This is a genomic window from Pseudomonas sp. NPDC089554 (assembly GCF_050280645.1).
Taxonomy (GTDB): domain Bacteria; phylum Pseudomonadota; class Gammaproteobacteria; order Pseudomonadales; family Pseudomonadaceae; genus Aquipseudomonas.
In genome coordinates this window covers 1-15,482 of sequence record NZ_JBNNVR010000037.1, presented here as the reverse complement: position 1 = coordinate 15,482, position 15,482 = coordinate 1, and the positions used below count along the sequence as shown (strand labels likewise).

General features: G+C 63.9%; 14 protein-coding genes and 1 pseudogene. 11 read left to right on the top strand and 4 right to left on the bottom strand.

What is annotated here, in order from left to right:
- Window positions 1-2: 2 nt before the first annotated feature.
- Entirely contained in the window at window positions 3-1,967 is a 1,965-nt protein-coding gene (locus tag ACQKPE_RS13280) for a MacB family efflux pump subunit (RefSeq protein ID WP_427666451.1), read from the bottom strand.
- The gene (locus tag ACQKPE_RS13275) at window positions 1,968-3,146 is read right to left on the bottom strand and encodes an efflux RND transporter periplasmic adaptor subunit (RefSeq protein WP_427666450.1); all 1,179 of its coding nucleotides are present in this window, start codon (window positions 3,144-3,146) and stop codon (window positions 1,968-1,970) included.
- Between the two features lie 283 nt (window positions 3,147-3,429).
- Between ACQKPE_RS13275 and ACQKPE_RS13270 the strand changes: the two genes are divergently transcribed.
- The gene (locus ACQKPE_RS13270) at window positions 3,430-3,915 is read left to right on the top strand and encodes a histidine kinase (RefSeq protein ID WP_427666448.1); all 486 of its coding nucleotides are present in this window, start codon (window positions 3,430-3,432) and stop codon (window positions 3,913-3,915) included.
- A gap of 66 nt (window positions 3,916-3,981) precedes the next feature.
- On the top strand, window positions 3,982-5,292 hold the full coding sequence (locus tag ACQKPE_RS13265) for an MFS transporter (protein ID WP_427666447.1): 1,311 nt from the start codon (window positions 3,982-3,984) through the stop codon (window positions 5,290-5,292).
- Between the two features lie 141 nt (window positions 5,293-5,433).
- Here ACQKPE_RS13265 and ACQKPE_RS13260 read toward each other — a convergent pair whose 3' ends face one another.
- Window positions 5,434-7,098 (bottom strand): electron transfer flavoprotein-ubiquinone oxidoreductase, encoded by a 1,665-nt coding sequence (locus ACQKPE_RS13260; RefSeq protein ID WP_427666445.1) that lies wholly within the window; start codon window positions 7,096-7,098, stop codon window positions 5,434-5,436.
- A gap of 531 nt (window positions 7,099-7,629) precedes the next feature.
- On the opposite strand from ACQKPE_RS13260, the gene ACQKPE_RS13255 reads away from it, so the two are divergent.
- The 9 genes from ACQKPE_RS13255 to ACQKPE_RS13215 all read left to right on the top strand — a co-directional run bounded on the left by ACQKPE_RS13255 (window position 7,630) and on the right by ACQKPE_RS13215 (window position 14,699).
- Complete coding sequence (locus tag ACQKPE_RS13255) at window positions 7,630-8,379, top strand: electron transfer flavoprotein subunit beta/FixA family protein (RefSeq protein ID WP_427666443.1); 750 nt, start codon at window positions 7,630-7,632, stop codon at window positions 8,377-8,379.
- Window positions 8,380-9,309, top strand: coding sequence for an electron transfer flavoprotein subunit alpha/FixB family protein (locus ACQKPE_RS13250; protein ID WP_427666442.1), 930 nt, complete (start codon window positions 8,380-8,382; stop codon window positions 9,307-9,309).
- Window positions 9,310-9,401: 92 nt separating this feature from the next.
- On the top strand, window positions 9,402-10,223 hold the full coding sequence (locus ACQKPE_RS13245) for a substrate-binding periplasmic protein (protein WP_427666440.1): 822 nt from the start codon (window positions 9,402-9,404) through the stop codon (window positions 10,221-10,223).
- Window positions 10,224-10,232: 9 nt separating this feature from the next.
- Window positions 10,233-10,586 carry a DUF4398 domain-containing protein gene (locus ACQKPE_RS13240; RefSeq protein ID WP_427666438.1) on the top strand — a complete coding sequence of 118 codons (354 nt, stop codon included), beginning with the start codon at window positions 10,233-10,235 and terminating at the stop codon, window positions 10,584-10,586.
- A complete protein-coding gene (locus ACQKPE_RS13235; protein ID WP_427666436.1) occupies window positions 10,583-11,392 on the top strand; it encodes an OmpA family protein in 810 nt (269 codons plus the stop codon). The genes ACQKPE_RS13240 and ACQKPE_RS13235 overlap by 4 nt, the downstream gene beginning before the upstream one ends.
- Before the next feature lie 216 nt (window positions 11,393-11,608).
- Window positions 11,609-13,051, top strand: coding sequence for a PLP-dependent aminotransferase family protein (locus ACQKPE_RS13230; protein ID WP_427666434.1), 1,443 nt, complete (start codon window positions 11,609-11,611; stop codon window positions 13,049-13,051).
- 167 nt (window positions 13,052-13,218) lie between these two features.
- The gene (locus tag ACQKPE_RS13225; RefSeq protein ID WP_427666433.1) at window positions 13,219-13,701 is read left to right on the top strand and encodes a hypothetical protein; all 483 of its coding nucleotides are present in this window, start codon (window positions 13,219-13,221) and stop codon (window positions 13,699-13,701) included.
- Between the two features lie 105 nt (window positions 13,702-13,806).
- A complete protein-coding gene (locus ACQKPE_RS13220) occupies window positions 13,807-14,061 on the top strand; it encodes a YkgJ family cysteine cluster protein (protein ID WP_427666431.1) in 255 nt (84 codons plus the stop codon).
- A gap of 32 nt (window positions 14,062-14,093) precedes the next feature.
- On the top strand, window positions 14,094-14,699 hold the full coding sequence (locus ACQKPE_RS13215; RefSeq protein WP_427666430.1) for an START domain-containing protein: 606 nt from the start codon (window positions 14,094-14,096) through the stop codon (window positions 14,697-14,699).
- A gap of 65 nt (window positions 14,700-14,764) precedes the next feature.
- On the opposite strand, the pseudogene ACQKPE_RS13210 reads toward ACQKPE_RS13215, so the two are convergent.
- Window positions 14,765-15,384 (bottom strand): annotated as a pseudogene (locus tag ACQKPE_RS13210) (citrate/2-methylcitrate synthase); the annotation flags it as partial.
- Between the last annotated feature and the right edge of the window lie 98 nt (window positions 15,385-15,482).

Genomic DNA, 15,482 nt, shown 5'->3' with positions numbered 1-15,482 from the left:
GGCTACACGCTGGTAAGGGCTTTGACCGGGTCGAGGCGCGCGGCTTTTCGCGCCGGCATGAAACCGAACACCACGCCTGTGACCACCGCACAGGCGAAGGCGCCGAGGATGGCCGGCAGGGCGAAGGCCACGGCGATGCCGGCCAGCAGCAGGCTGGCACCAATGCCCAGGGCCAGGACGATGCCGGTGACGCCGCCGACCATCGACAGCATCACCGCCTCGGTGAGGAACTGGCGCAGGATGTCGCGCTGGCGCGCGCCGGTAGCCATGCGAATACCGATTTCGCGGGTGCGTTCGCGCACAGTCATGAGCATGATGTTCATCACCCCGATCCCGCCGACCAGCAGCGAAATCGCGGCGATCGCGCCCAGCATCAGCGACAGGCTGTTCTGGGTGCGCGCCTCGGCCTGGATCAGCGCGGCGTCGTTGGTCAGGTCGAAGTCCTTCTTGCCCTGGTGGCGCTTGCGCATGATGTGCTCGATGGCCTTTTCGGTCTCGGCCACGCGGCTGGAGTCGCTGGCGGCGATGATCACGTATTCGGGGTCGTGCTTGCCGAACAGGCGTGTGGAGGCTGCCGAATAGGGCACGACGATGCGCTCGTCGGCGTTCTGGTCGCCGGAGCTTGCGCCCTTGGCGGCAAGGATGCCGATCACCTGGAAGGGCACGTTCTCGATCAGCAGGTACTGGCCGAGTGGGTTGCCGCCCGGCGGCAGCAGTTTTTCCCGCACCTTGGGGCCGATCACCGCCACGGCGGCGCCGGCACGTTCGTCGGCTTCGGTGAAGTTGCTACCTTCTACCACCGGCCAGTTGAGAATCTGCGGGAAGTCGGTGTTGTTGCCGCCCACGTAGAACTGCTGGTTGTTGTTGCCGTGGCGCACCATCAGCTCGCCGCCGATCACCGGCATGATGCGCTGCACCTGCGGCAGCGCGGCGAGGGCGGCGACGTCGTCGAGGCTGACGATGCCACCGGGCTCGCGGGCCGTGGCGTGCTTGCCGCTGAGGTAAAGGATGTTGGAGCCGAAGGCAGCCATTTGCGCCATCACCTGGCGCTTGCTGCCTTCGCCCACGGCCAGCATCACCACCACCGAGGCCACGCCGATGACGATGCCGAGCAGGGTCAGTGCGGTGCGAAAGCGGTTGATCCACATCACTCGCCAGGCCGCCTGCAACGCCTCGACCAGCTCGCCTTTCCAGGCCCCGCGCAGGCTGGCGCCGCGGTCCAGGCGCTGGCGTACTTCGTCGGCCTGAAGGCCCGTTGCCGGCTCGCCAGCAGGCTGCTCGGCGGCCGAGTCGCTGATGATCAGGCCGTCACGCACTTCGACGATGCGCCGGGCGCGCGCGGCCACCTCGCGGTCATGGGTAATCAGGATGATCACATGGCCCTGGCTGGCCAGCTCGTCGAGCAGCGTCATCACCTCGGCACCGCTGTGGCTGTCGAGGGCGCCGGTCGGTTCGTCGGCGAGGATGATATGGCCGCCGTTCATCAGCGCACGGGCAATCGAGACGCGTTGTTGCTGCCCGCCCGACAGCTGGTGTGGGCGGTTGCCGGTGCGGCTGGCCAGGCCCAGGCGCTCGAGCAGGGCGTGGGCGCGGGCGTGGCGTTCGTCGGCAGGGATGCCAGCATAGATGGCCGGCATTTCCACGTTCTCCAGGGCTGAGCCTGAGGGAATCAGGTGGTAGCCCTGGAACACGAAACCGAAGGCTTCGCGGCGCAGCCAGGCCAGCTCGTCGTTGTCCAGCTCGGCCACGTCGCGGCCGGCGAAGCGATAGCTGCCAGAGGAGGGCCGGTCGAGGCAGCCGAGGATGTTCATCAGGGTCGACTTGCCGGAACCTGAAGCACCGACGATGGCGACGAACTCGCCGGGCCGGATGCTCAGGCTGATACCGCGCAGTACCTGGACCTCGGGGGAGTCCACGCCGCCATACACCTTGTGGATGCCGTCCAGCTCGATCAGCGGTGCGTTCATTCAACCTCCACTGGCGCCGGGGGCACCGATCACCAGTTGCTCGCCTTCGCTGAGGCCGTCGAGCACTTGGACCCGCAGCCGGTCGCTGAGGCCGGTGCGCACCTTGCGCTGCTCGATGGTGCCGTCGCGGGTCAGCACCTGGGCCAGGCGCAGGCCGTCGTCGGGGACGTCGTCCAGGGCTGCCAGAGGCGCGGTGAGCACCTGGCTGGCGCTGCCGGCGACGAAGAACACCTGGGTGGTCATCTCGGCCATCAGTGCGCCGTCGGGGTTTTCTACATCCAGCAGCACGGTGTACTGCACCACTTTGCTTTCGCTGCTGCCGCTGCCAGCACTGGCCGGGCTGCCGCCACCCTGGCTGGTCTGGTCCAGCGGCTTGGGTGGGATCGGCAGGATCTGCCGCACGGTGCTGGTCCAGCGGCGCTTGCCGCCGGCCAGGGTGGTGAAGTAGGCGTTCATGCCGGGTTTGACCTGGCCGATGTCGGCCTCGGATACCTGGGCCCAGACCGTCATTGGCGACAGCTTGGCGATGCGCAGGATCAACGGCGTCTGTTGCTGGGCGTTGAGGGTCTGGCCTTCGCGGGCATCCACCGCCACTACGGTGCCGCTCATCGGCGCGTAGATGCGCGTGTATCCCAGCTCCGCCTCGTCGCTGCGCAGGCTGGCCTGGGCCTGGCGGATCTGCGCCTGGTACATGTCGATGCGCGCCTGGGTCACCTTCACTTGGGCCTGGGCCTCCTGCACTTCCTCTTCGCGGGTAGCGCCGGCCTTGCTCAGGTCTTGCTGGCGGCGGTACTGCTGCTGGGCCAGCAGGTACTGGGCGCGCTGCTCGGCGAGCTGCGACTTGAGGTTCTCGATTGAGTAGCGCCCGGCATCGAGCCGCGCCTGCTGGGTGGAGGGGTCGATCTCGACCAGCAGTTGGCCCTGGCGCACTTCGTCGCCAACCTCCACGTGCAGCTTGCGGATCTGCCCCGAAGCTTGGGCGCCGACGTCGACGTAGCGTCGCGGTTGCAAGGTGCCCAGGGCGGTGACGCTGCTTTCGATATCGGCACGCGTCACTTGCACGGTGCTGACCGGCGGGGTGCCGAAGGGCTGGGCCTTCCAGGCCAGCAGGCAAGCCAGGGAAAGCAGGCCCAGGCCGCCGATGAGCAGGCGGCGAGGGGTGTTGGATGTGCGTCTCATACGAACTTCCAGCCAGGTGTGAGGGGCGCGCGTTGCCGAGTCGAGGCACGCACGGGGGCCACAGGTAAACGAAGCCCGGCAGGAGGGATTTAGCACCAGGGTAGTGCAGGGTGAAAACCCCGTGAAACAGGGGTGAAAATTCCCGGTGCTGGCCACTTGATTTCTCACGGTTTCGCGACAACTATCAAGAAAGACCCCCGCCAGGCGTAGCCCCGGCATCGCCTGCATGGGCGCCGTATGGTCAAGGAGCATTCCCCCGATACCTTGCTGCCAGGCCCCGACCATGCCGAACAAGACCCTGCGGATCCTGATCGCCGACGAGCACCCGTACCAGCGGCTACAGCTGGAGAAGATGCTCAACGGCCTGGGCTATTACCGAATCGCTCCGGTGGAAAGCTTCGATGACCTGCAACGCCTGGTGCAATGCGCCTTGCAGCCGTTCCACCTGCTGGTGGGCAATATCGAGCTGGGCAGCCACGCCGGGGTGGACCTGGCGCGGTTCTGCCGGGTCAGTACGCAGATCCAGCATGCCTTGCTGTACCACTCCCATCACCTGAAGGTGCCCAGCGTGCCGCAGACCGAGCGCCAGGCGGTGAGTATCAGCCTGCCGAACGCGCCGGACAGCGAGGCGCTGGAGTCTTTCATGGCGATCATCGATTCGCCGCAGCTGCTCGGGCAATTGCTGCTACCCGCCGCCAACGGGTCGACGGCGGGCTACCCCAGGCGGCGCTTGAACTTCGCGCACACGGTGTTCGGTCGCTCCAACTGACGCTTGCCCGGCACCTGCGCCAGGCATTTGGTATCCTCTGCGCCTTGCTTATTCGCGGAACCTGCCATGACTGCCAACACTACCGCCCGCGCGCCTCGCTTCAGCCGTAGCGACCACCGCACCCTGGGGCTGGCGGCGCTGGGCGGCGCGCTGGAAATCTACGATTTCATCATCTTCGTGTTCTTCGCCCTGACCCTCAGCCAGCTGTTCTTCCCGCCCGAGATGCCGGAGTGGCTGCGCTTGCTGCAAAGCTTCGGCATCTTCGTCACCGGTTACCTGGCGCGCCCACTAGGCGGCATCCTGATGGCGCATTTTGCCGACCACCTGGGGCGCAAGCGGGTGTTCAGCCTGAGCATCCTGATGATGGCCTTGCCGTGCCTGCTGATCGGGGTAATGCCGACCTATGCCGATATCGGCTACGCCGCGCCGTTGCTGCTGCTGGCCCTGCGCATTCTGCAAGGCGCGGCGGTGGGCGGCGAGGTGCCCAGTGCCTGGACCTTCGTCGCCGAACACGCGCCCGCTGGCCGACGCGGCTATGCCTTGGGCTTCTTGCAGGCGGGGCTGACCTTCGGCTACCTGCTCGGCGCCTTGGCGGCCACCTTGCTGGCGCAGGTGTTCACGGCGCAGGAAATCCTCGACTACGCCTGGCGCTACCCCTTCCTGCTGGGCGGGGTATTCGGGGTGGTGGGGGTGTGGCTGCGCCGTTGGCTGAGCGAGACGCCAGTGTTCCTGGCCCTGCGTGAGCGCAACGCGCAACCGGTGGCATTCCCGCTGCGCCAGGTGCTGAGCCGCCATCGCCAGGCGTTGATCCCCGCCGCACTGCTGACCTGCGTGCTGACCTCGGCGGTGGTGGTGCTGGTGGTGATCACCCCGACCGTGATGCAGCAGCGCTTCGGCATCGATGCGGCGCACACCTTCGCGTTGAGCAGCGTGGGTATCGTGTTCCTGAATATCGGCTGCGTGCTGGCGGGGCTGTTGGTCGACCGCATCGGCGCCTGGCGGGCCTTGATGATCTACAGCCTGGTGCTGCCGCTGGGTATCGGCGCGCTGTACGCGAGCCTGGTGGGGCAGTGGGGCTGGACCTGGCTGGCCTATGCCCTGGCCGGGTTGTCGTGTGGCGTGGTGGGGGTGGTGCCGTCGGTGATGGTCGGGCTGTTCCCGGCAGAAATCCGCGTGTCGGGGATTTCCTTCACCTACAACGTTGCCTATGCGCTTTGGGCGAGTACTACGCCGCTGGCACTGATTGCGCTGATGCCCTGGAGCCCGTGGGTGTGCGTGGGGTTCTGCGCGATCATGGGTGTGGTGGGGTGGTTGACGGCGCTGGTGTATGCCGAGTCGGTGCAACTGCGGGTCGAGGAGCGGGCCGTCGGCTGTTGAAGGCAGTGGGGCCGCTTTGCGGCCCTTTCCGACCGGTTCGGTGTCCTGACAAGGCCGCTCCCACGAGCGTTGTGTCATCCCGCTGCATGAAAAAGCCCCCAGGCCTTGCGGCCTTGGGGGCTTTTTCGTACAGCGCCGAAGTTACATGTTGGGGTAGTTCGGCCCGCCAGCGCCTTCAGGGGTGACCCAGGTGATGTTCTGGGACGGGTCCTTGATGTCGCAGGTCTTGCAATGCACGCAGTTCTGCGCGTTGATCTGGAAGCGCTTGTTGCCGTCTTCCTGGGTGACCACCTCGTACACGCCCGCCGGGCAGTAGCGCTGGGCCGGCTCGTCGTAGAGCGGCAGGTTGGTGGCGATCGGCACGTTCGGGTCGGTCAGTTTCAGGTGGCAGGGTTGTTCCTCTTCATGGTTGGTGCTGGAGAGGAATACCGAGCTGAGCTTGTCGAAGCTGAGCTTGCCGTCCGGTTTCGGGTAGTCGATTTTCTTCGAGTCTGCCGCAAGCTTCAGGCAGGCGTAGTCCGGCTTGGTGTCGTGCAGGGTGAACGGCAGCTTGCCGGCGAACCAGTTCTGGTCGATGTAGTTGAACGCGCCGCCCAGCAGCGGGCCGAACTTGTGCAGGGCCGGGCCGAAGTTACGGCTGGCGAACAGCTCTTCATGCAGCCAGCTGGCCTTGAAGGCGCTGACATAACCATTGAGCAGGTCGCCACCCTCGCTGCCGGCGAGCAATGCATCGGCCACGGCTTCGGCGGCGAGCATGCCGGATTTCATCGCGGTGTGGCTGCCCTTGATCTTGGAGAAGTTCAGGGTGCCCAGGTCGCAGCCGATCAGCGCGCCACCGTTGAAGACCATCTTCGGCAGCGAGTTCAGGCCGCCTTTGCAGATGGCGCGGGCGCCGTAGCTGATGCGCTTGCCGCCTTCGAGGTATTTGGCCATCACCGGGTGGTGCTTCAGGCGCTGGAATTCGTCGAACGGCGACAGGTAAGGGTTGGCGTAGGACAAATCGACGATCAGCCCGACCACCACCTGGTTGTTTTCCAGGTGATAGAGGAACGAGCCGCCGGTGTTCTCGGCGCTGACCACATCCAGCGGCCAGCCGGCGGTGTGCACCACAAGGCCTTGCTCGTGCTTGGCCGGGTCGATTTCCCAGATTTCCTTCAGGCCAATACCGTAGTGCTGCACGTCGGACTCATTGTCGAGGTCGAAGCGCTTGATCAGTTGCTTGCCGATGTGGCCGCGGCAGCCTTCGGCGAACAGGGTGTACTTGGCACGCAGTTCCATGCCAGGGGTGTACAGGCCGTCTTTCGGGTTGCCTTCGCGGTCGACACCCAGATCGCCGGTGACGATACCGCGCACCACGCCGTTTTCATCGAACAGCGCTTCCTGGGCGGCGAAGCCTGGGTAGATCTCCACGCCCAGGTTCTCGGCCTGCTGGGCCAGCCAGCGGCACAGGTTGCCCAGGGAAATGATGTAGTTGCCCTGGTTGTGCATGGTCTTGGGCACGAACAGGTCAGGAACCTTGGTGGCGCTGCCGGCATCCTTGAGCACGTAGATGTCGTCGCGCTTGACCTCGGTGTTCAGCGGCGCGCCGAGTTCTTTCCAGTCGGGGAACAGCTCGTTCAGGGCGCGTGGCTCGAACACCGCGCCGGAGAGAATATGGGCGCCGACCTCGGAGCCTTTCTCGACCACGCAGACGCTGATCTCGTTACCGGCTTCGGCGGCCTTCTGCTTCAGGCGGCAGGCGGCGGACAGGCCCGCCGGGCCTGCGCCGACGATGACCACGTCGAATTCCATGTATTCGCGTTCCACAGGTTCTCTCCTACTCAAGGCTCACGCTTTTGCTGATCTTATGGGTGCTGGTTGCACGTACGCGGCTGTAGCGCTGCCGGGGACGAACTACACCGTTTTATCTTGGCCGCGCATTATATCTACACTAGGTGGCGGGTCCAATACAAACGTTTGTTTGAATTTGCCGCAGCCCAGTAAACTCGCAGGAGGGGGGCCAAAGGCTGGCCGATTTGCTGTATTGACCGGATTGGGTGTTACGGTCAAGATACGAGCGGTTTTACGTTCGCCGTAGGCAGACCGTCGGGCGCAGGTGCACCCCTAAAGACCAGGCGTAGAGCAGGTATTTCAAGCCATCGGGCTTTTTGTAGTGGAGTCTACACGCCACCACAGGAAATGACCCGTGGGTTTTGCCCGCGCAGTCGTAGCAAGACTGATCGGTCACTGAAAATTTTCCTCGCCTCGCATCGTTTTTAGAGGTGTCCTTGTACCCACGCGCATTCGCCGGGCCTGCCCCAGGCGACATTCTTTTCACCGGAGAGTAACGAGGAATCCATGAAGGTTCTTGTAGCTGTCAAACGAGTGGTCGACTACAACGTCAAGGTTCGCGTCAAGGCGGACAACTCCGGCGTCGACCTTGCAAACGTCAAGATGTCCATGAACCCCTTCTGCGAAATCGCCGTGGAAGAGGCCGTGCGCCTGAAAGAGAAAGGCGTCGCCACTGAAATCATCGCTGTTGCCGTCGGCCCGACCGCCGCTCAGGAGCAACTGCGCACCGCACTGGCACTGGGTGCCGACCGCGCCATTCTGGTCGAGAGCAGCGACGAGCTGAACTCCCTGGCCGTGGCCAAGGCGCTGAAGGCCATTGTCGACAAGGAGCAGCCGCAACTGGTGATCCTCGGCAAGCAGGCCATCGACAGCGACAACAACCAGACCGGCCAGATGCTGGCCGCGCTGACCGGCTACGCCCAGGGCACCTTCGCCTCCAAGGTCGAAGTGGCTGGCGACAAGCTGAATGTCACCCGCGAGATCGATGGCGGCCTGCAGACCGTCGCACTGAACCTGCCGGCGATCGTCACCACCGACCTGCGCCTGAACGAGCCGCGCTATGCGTCGCTGCCGAACATCATGAAGGCCAAGAAGAAGCCGCTGGAGACCGTGACGCCAGATGCGCTGGGCGTTTCCATCGCCTCCACCACCAAGACCCTGAAAGTCGAAGCGCCGGCTGCCCGCAGCGCCGGTATCAAGGTCAAGTCGGTGGCCGAACTGGTCGAGAAGCTGAAGAACGAAGCGAAGGTAATCTAAATGACTATCCTGGTTGTCGCTGAACACGAAGCCGGCGCCGTTGCCCCGGCTACCCTGAACACTGTCGCCGCTGCTGCCAAGATTGGCGGCGATATCCACGTGCTGGTCGCGGGCCAAGGCGTTGGTGGCGTTGCCGAAGCCGCTGCGAAAATCGCCGGCGTCGCCAAGGTGCTGGTGGCCGATAACGCTGCCTACGCCCACGCCCTGCCGGAAAACGTAGCGCCCCTGATCGTCGAGCTGGCCAAGGGCTACAGCCACGTGCTGGCCCCGGCTACCACCAATGGCAAGAACATCCTGCCGCGCGTTGCTGCGCTGCTGGACGTCGACCAGATCTCCGAGATCATCGCTGTTGAGTCCGCCGACACCTTCAAGCGCCCGATCTACGCCGGTAACGCCATTGCCACCGTGCAATCGAGCGCTGCGGTCAAGGTCATCACCGTGCGTACCACCGGCTTCGACGCCGTGGCCGCAGAAGGCGGTTCGGCTGCCGTTGAAGCGGTCGCTGCTGCCCACGATGCCGGCAAGTCGGCGTTCGTTGGCGAAGAGTTGGCCAAGTCCGACCGCCCAGAACTGACCGCTGCCAAGATCGTCGTCTCCGGCGGCCGTGGCATGGGCAACGGTGACAACTTCAAGCACCTGTACACCCTGGCCGACAAGCTCGGCGCCGCTGTAGGTGCCTCGCGCGCTGCGGTCGACGCAGGCTTCGTGCCCAACGACATGCAGGTCGGCCAGACCGGCAAGATCGTCGCGCCACAGCTGTACATCGCTGTCGGTATCTCTGGCGCGATCCAGCACCTGGCAGGCATGAAGGACTCCAAGGTGATCGTCGCGATCAACAAGGACGAAGAGGCGCCTATCTTGCAGGTGGCCGACTACGGCCTGGTCGCCGACCTGTTCGAAGCGGTTCCAGAGCTGGAAAAGCTGGTCTGAACCGACTGCTTCACTTATAAAGAAGCCCGGCCCCTGTGAAGGGGTCGGGCTTTTTTATGCGTCAACCCGTTGTATGGACCAAGGAGTGAACCATGGAATTTCGCGCAAGGCTCAGGGCCGTGGCCTGGTCGATGGCCCTGCTGTCGCCAGTCGCGATGGCTGCTGGCAAATGCGAAAAGCTGGTGGCCACCGGCAGCCCGGATGCGCCGCCGTATTCCTGGCAAGACCCGCAAGACCCCAAGCACCTGATCGGCGCCAACGTCGACCTGCTGCGCCAGGCTGCCCAGGAGCTGGGCCTGAAGCTCGAGGTATTGCATGTCGGTCGCCGCGACCAGGCCTTGGAAGAAGTGCGCAGCGGGCGCATGGACCTGCTGCTCGACACCCCTTTGCAGACCACCCAATTGACTGCCCTGGACTACATCCATCCGCCCTTGCAGCTCAACGAGTACCTGGTCTGGACCCGTCACGACTCGCTTGTGGACTTCGATGGCCCGGCAGACCTGGCCCGCTACCAGGGCAGCGTCTCGGAAAAGGCGCGGCTGACCCCGGCCTTCGAAGCGTTCGCCAAGTCCCAGCTGAAACTGGTGCCGGCACAGAACCTGACCCAGGCCTTCCAGAAGCTGGTATTGGGCCAGGTCGACTACGTGCTGGCCGGGCGCTACTCGGGAATGGCCATGGCGCAGACCCTCGGTGTAGGCAAAGACCTCGTCACCCGGGGCCTGCCGGTCGATCGCCCCGGCTTGTACCTGGCGCTTTCGCACAACTCGGCCTGCAACGATGCCTGGTTACGTGGGCAATTGGCGAAAAAACTGACAGAATTGCCGACCTCCGGAGCGTCCGAGGCCGTGTTGCAACGCAATGTCGAGCGCTGGAAGGCGCAGATGCAGGCGCCTGCGGACGCCCCCAAACAGTAGGAAGAGTGCGTGAGAATCCAACCCCTGATCCTTGTCCTGGCCGTGCTTGGCCTGGCGGGCTGCGCCAACGACCCGGCGCCCCATGAGCAGATGCGACTGTCCGAGCAGGCCCTGGAGCAGGCCAAGGCGGTCGGCGCCACCGACCAGGTGCCTGAGATGAAGCTGGCTGAAGACAAGTTCGCCCGTGCCAAGTCCAACCTGGCCACCGAGGACTACCGCGATGCGCGCATGCGCGCCGAGCAGGCCGAGCTGGATGCGCGGCTGGCCGAAGCGCGGGTGCTGACCGAGAAGAGCGAAGAGCAGCTTGATCTGTTGGAGTCGCGGGTCAAGCGCCTGCGCAAGCAGCTGGAGGCGCAGCCATGATGCGTAGTAAGTCGATGGCGGCCCTGGCGTTGCTGGCGCTGGTCGGGTTGCAAGGGTGCGTCAGTCAGCGCAGCGAGTCGTCGCTGGATGAGGCTAATGCTGCGTTCCAGAAGGTCAAGGACAACTCCGAGGTGCTGCGCAGCGCGCCGCGCGATGTGATCCGTGCCGGTGAGTCCCTGGGGCGTGCCGAGCGGCTGTCGGGCTACCTGGGCAGTGGCGCGGATGTGCGGCACTACGCCTACCTGAGCCAGCGCTACAGCGAAATCGCCGGCGAGCACGCCAAGCTGGCCGCGAACCAGGCGCGCCTGACCAAGCTGGAGATGGAGCGCCAGCGCCTGCAACTGGCACTGCGCGAGGCCAAGCTCGCCAGCGTGCAGCAGCAGGGCAAGTGGGTCGAGTCGCAGATTGCCGCCCTGGCCTCCGAGCAGACTGACCGTGGCCTGGTGATGACCTTGGGTGATGTGCTGTTCGACACCGGCCAGGCCGACCTCAAGAACTCGGCGAGCCGCACCGTGCTCAAGCTGGTGCAGTTCCTCCAGCTCAACCCCCGTCGCGTGGTGCGCATCGAGGGCTACACCGACAGCACCGGTAACCCGCAGGACAACCTGCGCTTGTCCCGTGACCGTGCCCAATCGGTGGCCGACATGCTGGTCGACCTCGGCATCAACGACAAACGCATCCAGGTCGAAGGTTATGGCGACCAGTACCCGCTCGAGGCCAATGCCTCCGAGCGGGGCAGGGCGCAGAACCGTCGAGTGGAAATCGTGTTCTCCGACGAGAAAGGCAAGCTCGCGGCGCCACGCTAGGTCACTGCGGCGACCGACAAGGCCGCTCCCTCGGGTATCTCTGGATGCCTGGCGGAGCGGCCTTGTGCTGTCTGCGGTGTGGCTTTGTTCACAGAGGTGCTATCACGCGACTGTAATGTCGACTATTCTCGAATCTGTCCCAGTACACTTGGTAACTGTTACGGTATTCTGTCTCGATCGACAAGAACAAAGACCCCTCGTGTTTCGAGAATCGCCATGACCAACCTGCTGTTGTACCAGCGCATTGCCCAGCAACTGGCCGATGACATCCGTCAGGGTGTCTACCAGCCAGGCGAGCGCGTGCCCTCCGTGCGCAAGATGAGCGCCCAGCTCAATGTCAGCCATGCCACGGTGTTGCAGGCCTACGCCAACCTCGAAGACCAAGGCCTGATTCGCGCGCGCCCGCAGTCGGGCTACTACGTGCACCAAACCCCGGCGCTGACCGCGCAAACGCCGGATATCGCGCGGGTCGAGCGCCCTGGCCTGGTCACTCGGGCGAGCATCATCCAACAGGTGCTGACCGAGGCCCGCCGCGACGGCGTTTTCCCCTTCGGCGCTGCGGTGCCGCACGTCGACTACCTGCCGGTGCGAGCCTTGCACCAACAAATCTCCAAGGTCACCCGTTTCCACAGCCCGCGGGCCTTCAGCTACATGTTCAGCCCGGGTTTCGAGCCGCTGCGCAGGCAGATCGCCATTCGCATGCGCGATGCTGGCGTGCTGGTCGACACCCGTGAAGTGGTGGTGACCCATGGTTGCGTCGATGCGTTGCAGATGGCCTTGCGCGTGCTGACCCGGCCGGGCGACCTGATCGCCGCCGAATCGCCGGCCTACTATGGCTTGCTGCAATTGGCCGACCTGCTGGGCTTGAAGGTCATCGAGATTCCCAGCGACCCGTCCACCGGCATCAGCCTCGAGGCGTTGCAGCTGGCGGCCAACCAATGGTCGATCAAGGCCTTGGTGTTGACGCCGCGGCTGAGCAACCCGCTGGGCGGCACCATGCCCGAGGAGCGCCAGAAGCAACTGCTGCGCCTGGCCTCGGATTTCGATATCCAGGTGGTCGAGGACGACGTCTATGGCGAGCTGATGTTCGAACAAGGGCGAACCAAGGCGCTCAAGGCCTTCGACCGGTTGGACCGGGTGATCTACTGTTCGAGTTTCTCCAAGACCTTGTCGCCGGGTGTGCGGGTCGGCTGGCTGATTGCGGGGCGTTACCAGGAAGAGATCCAGCGTCTGCAGACCTTCACCACCCATTCGGCGTGCAGTGTCACGCAAATGGCCGTGGCGGCTTACCTGGAGAACGGCGGCTACGACCGCCACCTGCGTTACATTCGTCAGGAGTACCGCAAGAACCTCAGCGCTTATCAGTTGGCGGTGCAGCAGCACTTCCCCGAGGGTACGCAGATGACGCGACCCAGTGGCGGCTTCATTCTATGGATCAGTTTGCCGGGGCGGGTCAATACCCAGGAACTGCACGTGCGTGCGCTGGAGCAGGGCATCAGCATTGCGCCGGGGCTGATCTTCAGCAATACCGAGCAGTTCAACCATTGCATCCGCTTGAATTGCGGCATTCCATGGAGCCGAGAGGCTGAGCGTGCAGTGATGACCTTGGGGTTGCTGGCGCACCAATTGTGCCGCGAGTCTGCCAGTCCATTGTTCTAGGTTTTTTTGGAATCAGCTGTCGCTCGGCGAGTGGGCGCTTATGGGCAGTGTGCGCCTGCCTTGCGTGGGTGGAATCGTAGTGCGTACATTTTTCATACAAAAGCTAGGCTTGTCAGATGCCGGGGAAAGAGGGAGCATGCGCGTTTTATGGCCTGATCTCGGTACCTATGAACCTGTTGCGTCCCGTTGCCTTGGTGCTCTGCATGGCGTTGTCCTGGTTGCCAGGTGGCGTGGTGCAGGCTGCGCAGCCGCAGCCCAAGGCCGAGGTTGTTCAGGGCAAGACGGTCAAGCCTGCCGTCAAGGCGCCAGTAAAGGCCGCGGCGAAACCTGCGGCCAAGCCTAAGCCCAAGCCCCAATCCAAGACCAAACCCGCCGCCAAAAACCGGGCGAGCAGCAAGCCGCTGCCTTCGCCCAAGGTCGACCTGAGCCTGCCTGCCGACATGGTCAGTAACCTCAAGCCGGATGTCGGCGATACGCCTGTGGGGCGCAAGCCATTGTTACCTGCCATGTTCCCGCAGAATCCTGTGTCCGATGACAGCCCCTTCCAGCTCAACGGGCGCCTTATCAGCAACGAAATGCAGTTGCAGATGCGCAACGACAGTCGTCGTGATGTCGATGGTGCGGCAATCGATTTTGAATTTCGCAACTGACTGTTCGGTCATTGTTCCTTTCCTGGTAACGGTAATTTCAAACGCCTGTTTGAGCGGTTAGTATCCAGGGTGTTCGTCACGTTTTCTTCATGAGGTCCTGTTGTCATGAATTGCCGCGAGGGCTGCGGTGCCTGCTGCATTGCCCCATCCATCAGCTCACCGATTCCCGGCATGCCCCAGGGCAAGCCTGCCGGTGAGCGTTGCCTGCACCTTTCCGTGGAAAACCTTTGCGCTCTGTTCGGCAAGCCCGAGCGGCCAAGTGTATGCGGTGGGTTCAAGGCTGATCCGGATGTCTGTGGCCAAGACCGCGATGACGCCATCCGTATCATCGGTTGGCTGGAGCGCATGACGGCGGCGTGACGGGCTGGGTCTTCGATAAAAGGAACAAGACGATGAGATCGATCAAGCGAATTGCACTGCTATGTGGCCTGGGTGTCGCGCTGGCGCCGACGGCCTGGGCCGAGAACTGGCAGGTGGCCAAGGACGAGGAGGGCATCCAGGTGTCCTTGAGTGAAGTGCCGGGCTCCAAGTACAAGGCCTACCGCGGTGTGACGGTGATAAAGGCGCCGTTGGCCAGGGTCAAGGCGTTGCAGGAGGATGTGGTGGGTGCCTGCAAATGGATACACGAGTGCAAATCGCAGAAGCTGCTCAAGCACGAGGGCGACCAGAGCTGGACCTACACCCAGTTCAATACGCCCTGGCCGGTTACGCCAAGGGATTCGGTCCTGCATGTGACCACGGTCGAAGAGGCTGATGGCAGCCTGCTGCGAAAGCTGGAGGAGGCGCCCAAATACCTGCCGGAGGCCGAGGGTTACGTGCGTGTGTCCAGGGTGCAGGGCTTCTGGAAACTGGTACCCAAGGGTGATAGTACCGAGGTGACTTACCAGGTGCACACCGAGCCAGGCGGTAGTGTGCCGTCGCTGATAGCGAACAAGTTCGTGGTGGATGCGCCGTTCAATACCTTGAAAGCCTTGCGAACGCTGGCTGAAAAGCCCTGAGGCTGAGTACTGCAAACGAAAAAGGCCGCCCGAGGGCGGCCTTTTTCATGCGTTCGGCGCGAGGCTTACTTGCGGTCTTTCAGGTCGGCGATGTCGCGTTGCGCTTCGCCGGTGTACAGCTGGCGCGGGCGGCCGATCTTGTACGGGCCGGAGAGCATTTCCTTCCAGTGCGAGATCCAGCCCACAGTACGTGCCAGGGCGAAGATCACGGTGAACATGCTGGTTGGAATGCCGATCGCCTTGAGGATGATACCCGAGTAGAAGTCTACGTTCGGGTACAGCGAGCGCTCGATGAAGTACGGATCGGTGAGGGCGATCTCTTCCAGGCGCATGGCCAGTTCCAGCTGCGGGTCGTTCTTGATGCCCAGCTCGCTGAGCACTTCGTCGCAGGTCTGCTTCATCACGGTGGCGCGCGGGTCGCGGTTCTTGTACACGCGGTGACCGAAGCCCATGAGCTTGAACGGGTCGTTCTTGTCCTTGGCCTTGGCGATGAACTTGTCGATGTTCGAGACATCGCCGATTTCATCGAGCATGGTCAGGACGGCCTCGTTCGCACCACCGTGGGCAGGGCCCCACAGTGCGGCGATACCGGCGGCGATACAGGCGAACGGGTTGGCACTGAGGAGCCCGCCAGGCGCACGGTGGAGGTGGAAGCGTTCTGCTCGTGGTCGGCGTGGAGGATGAAGCTGGCAGCCCTCGCCCAAGGTGCCGGCCAGTACCAGCACCGGCACGCCATGGCGCTTGGCGACCCGCGCCACACCCAGCGGTGTCTTGCCGCGCAGG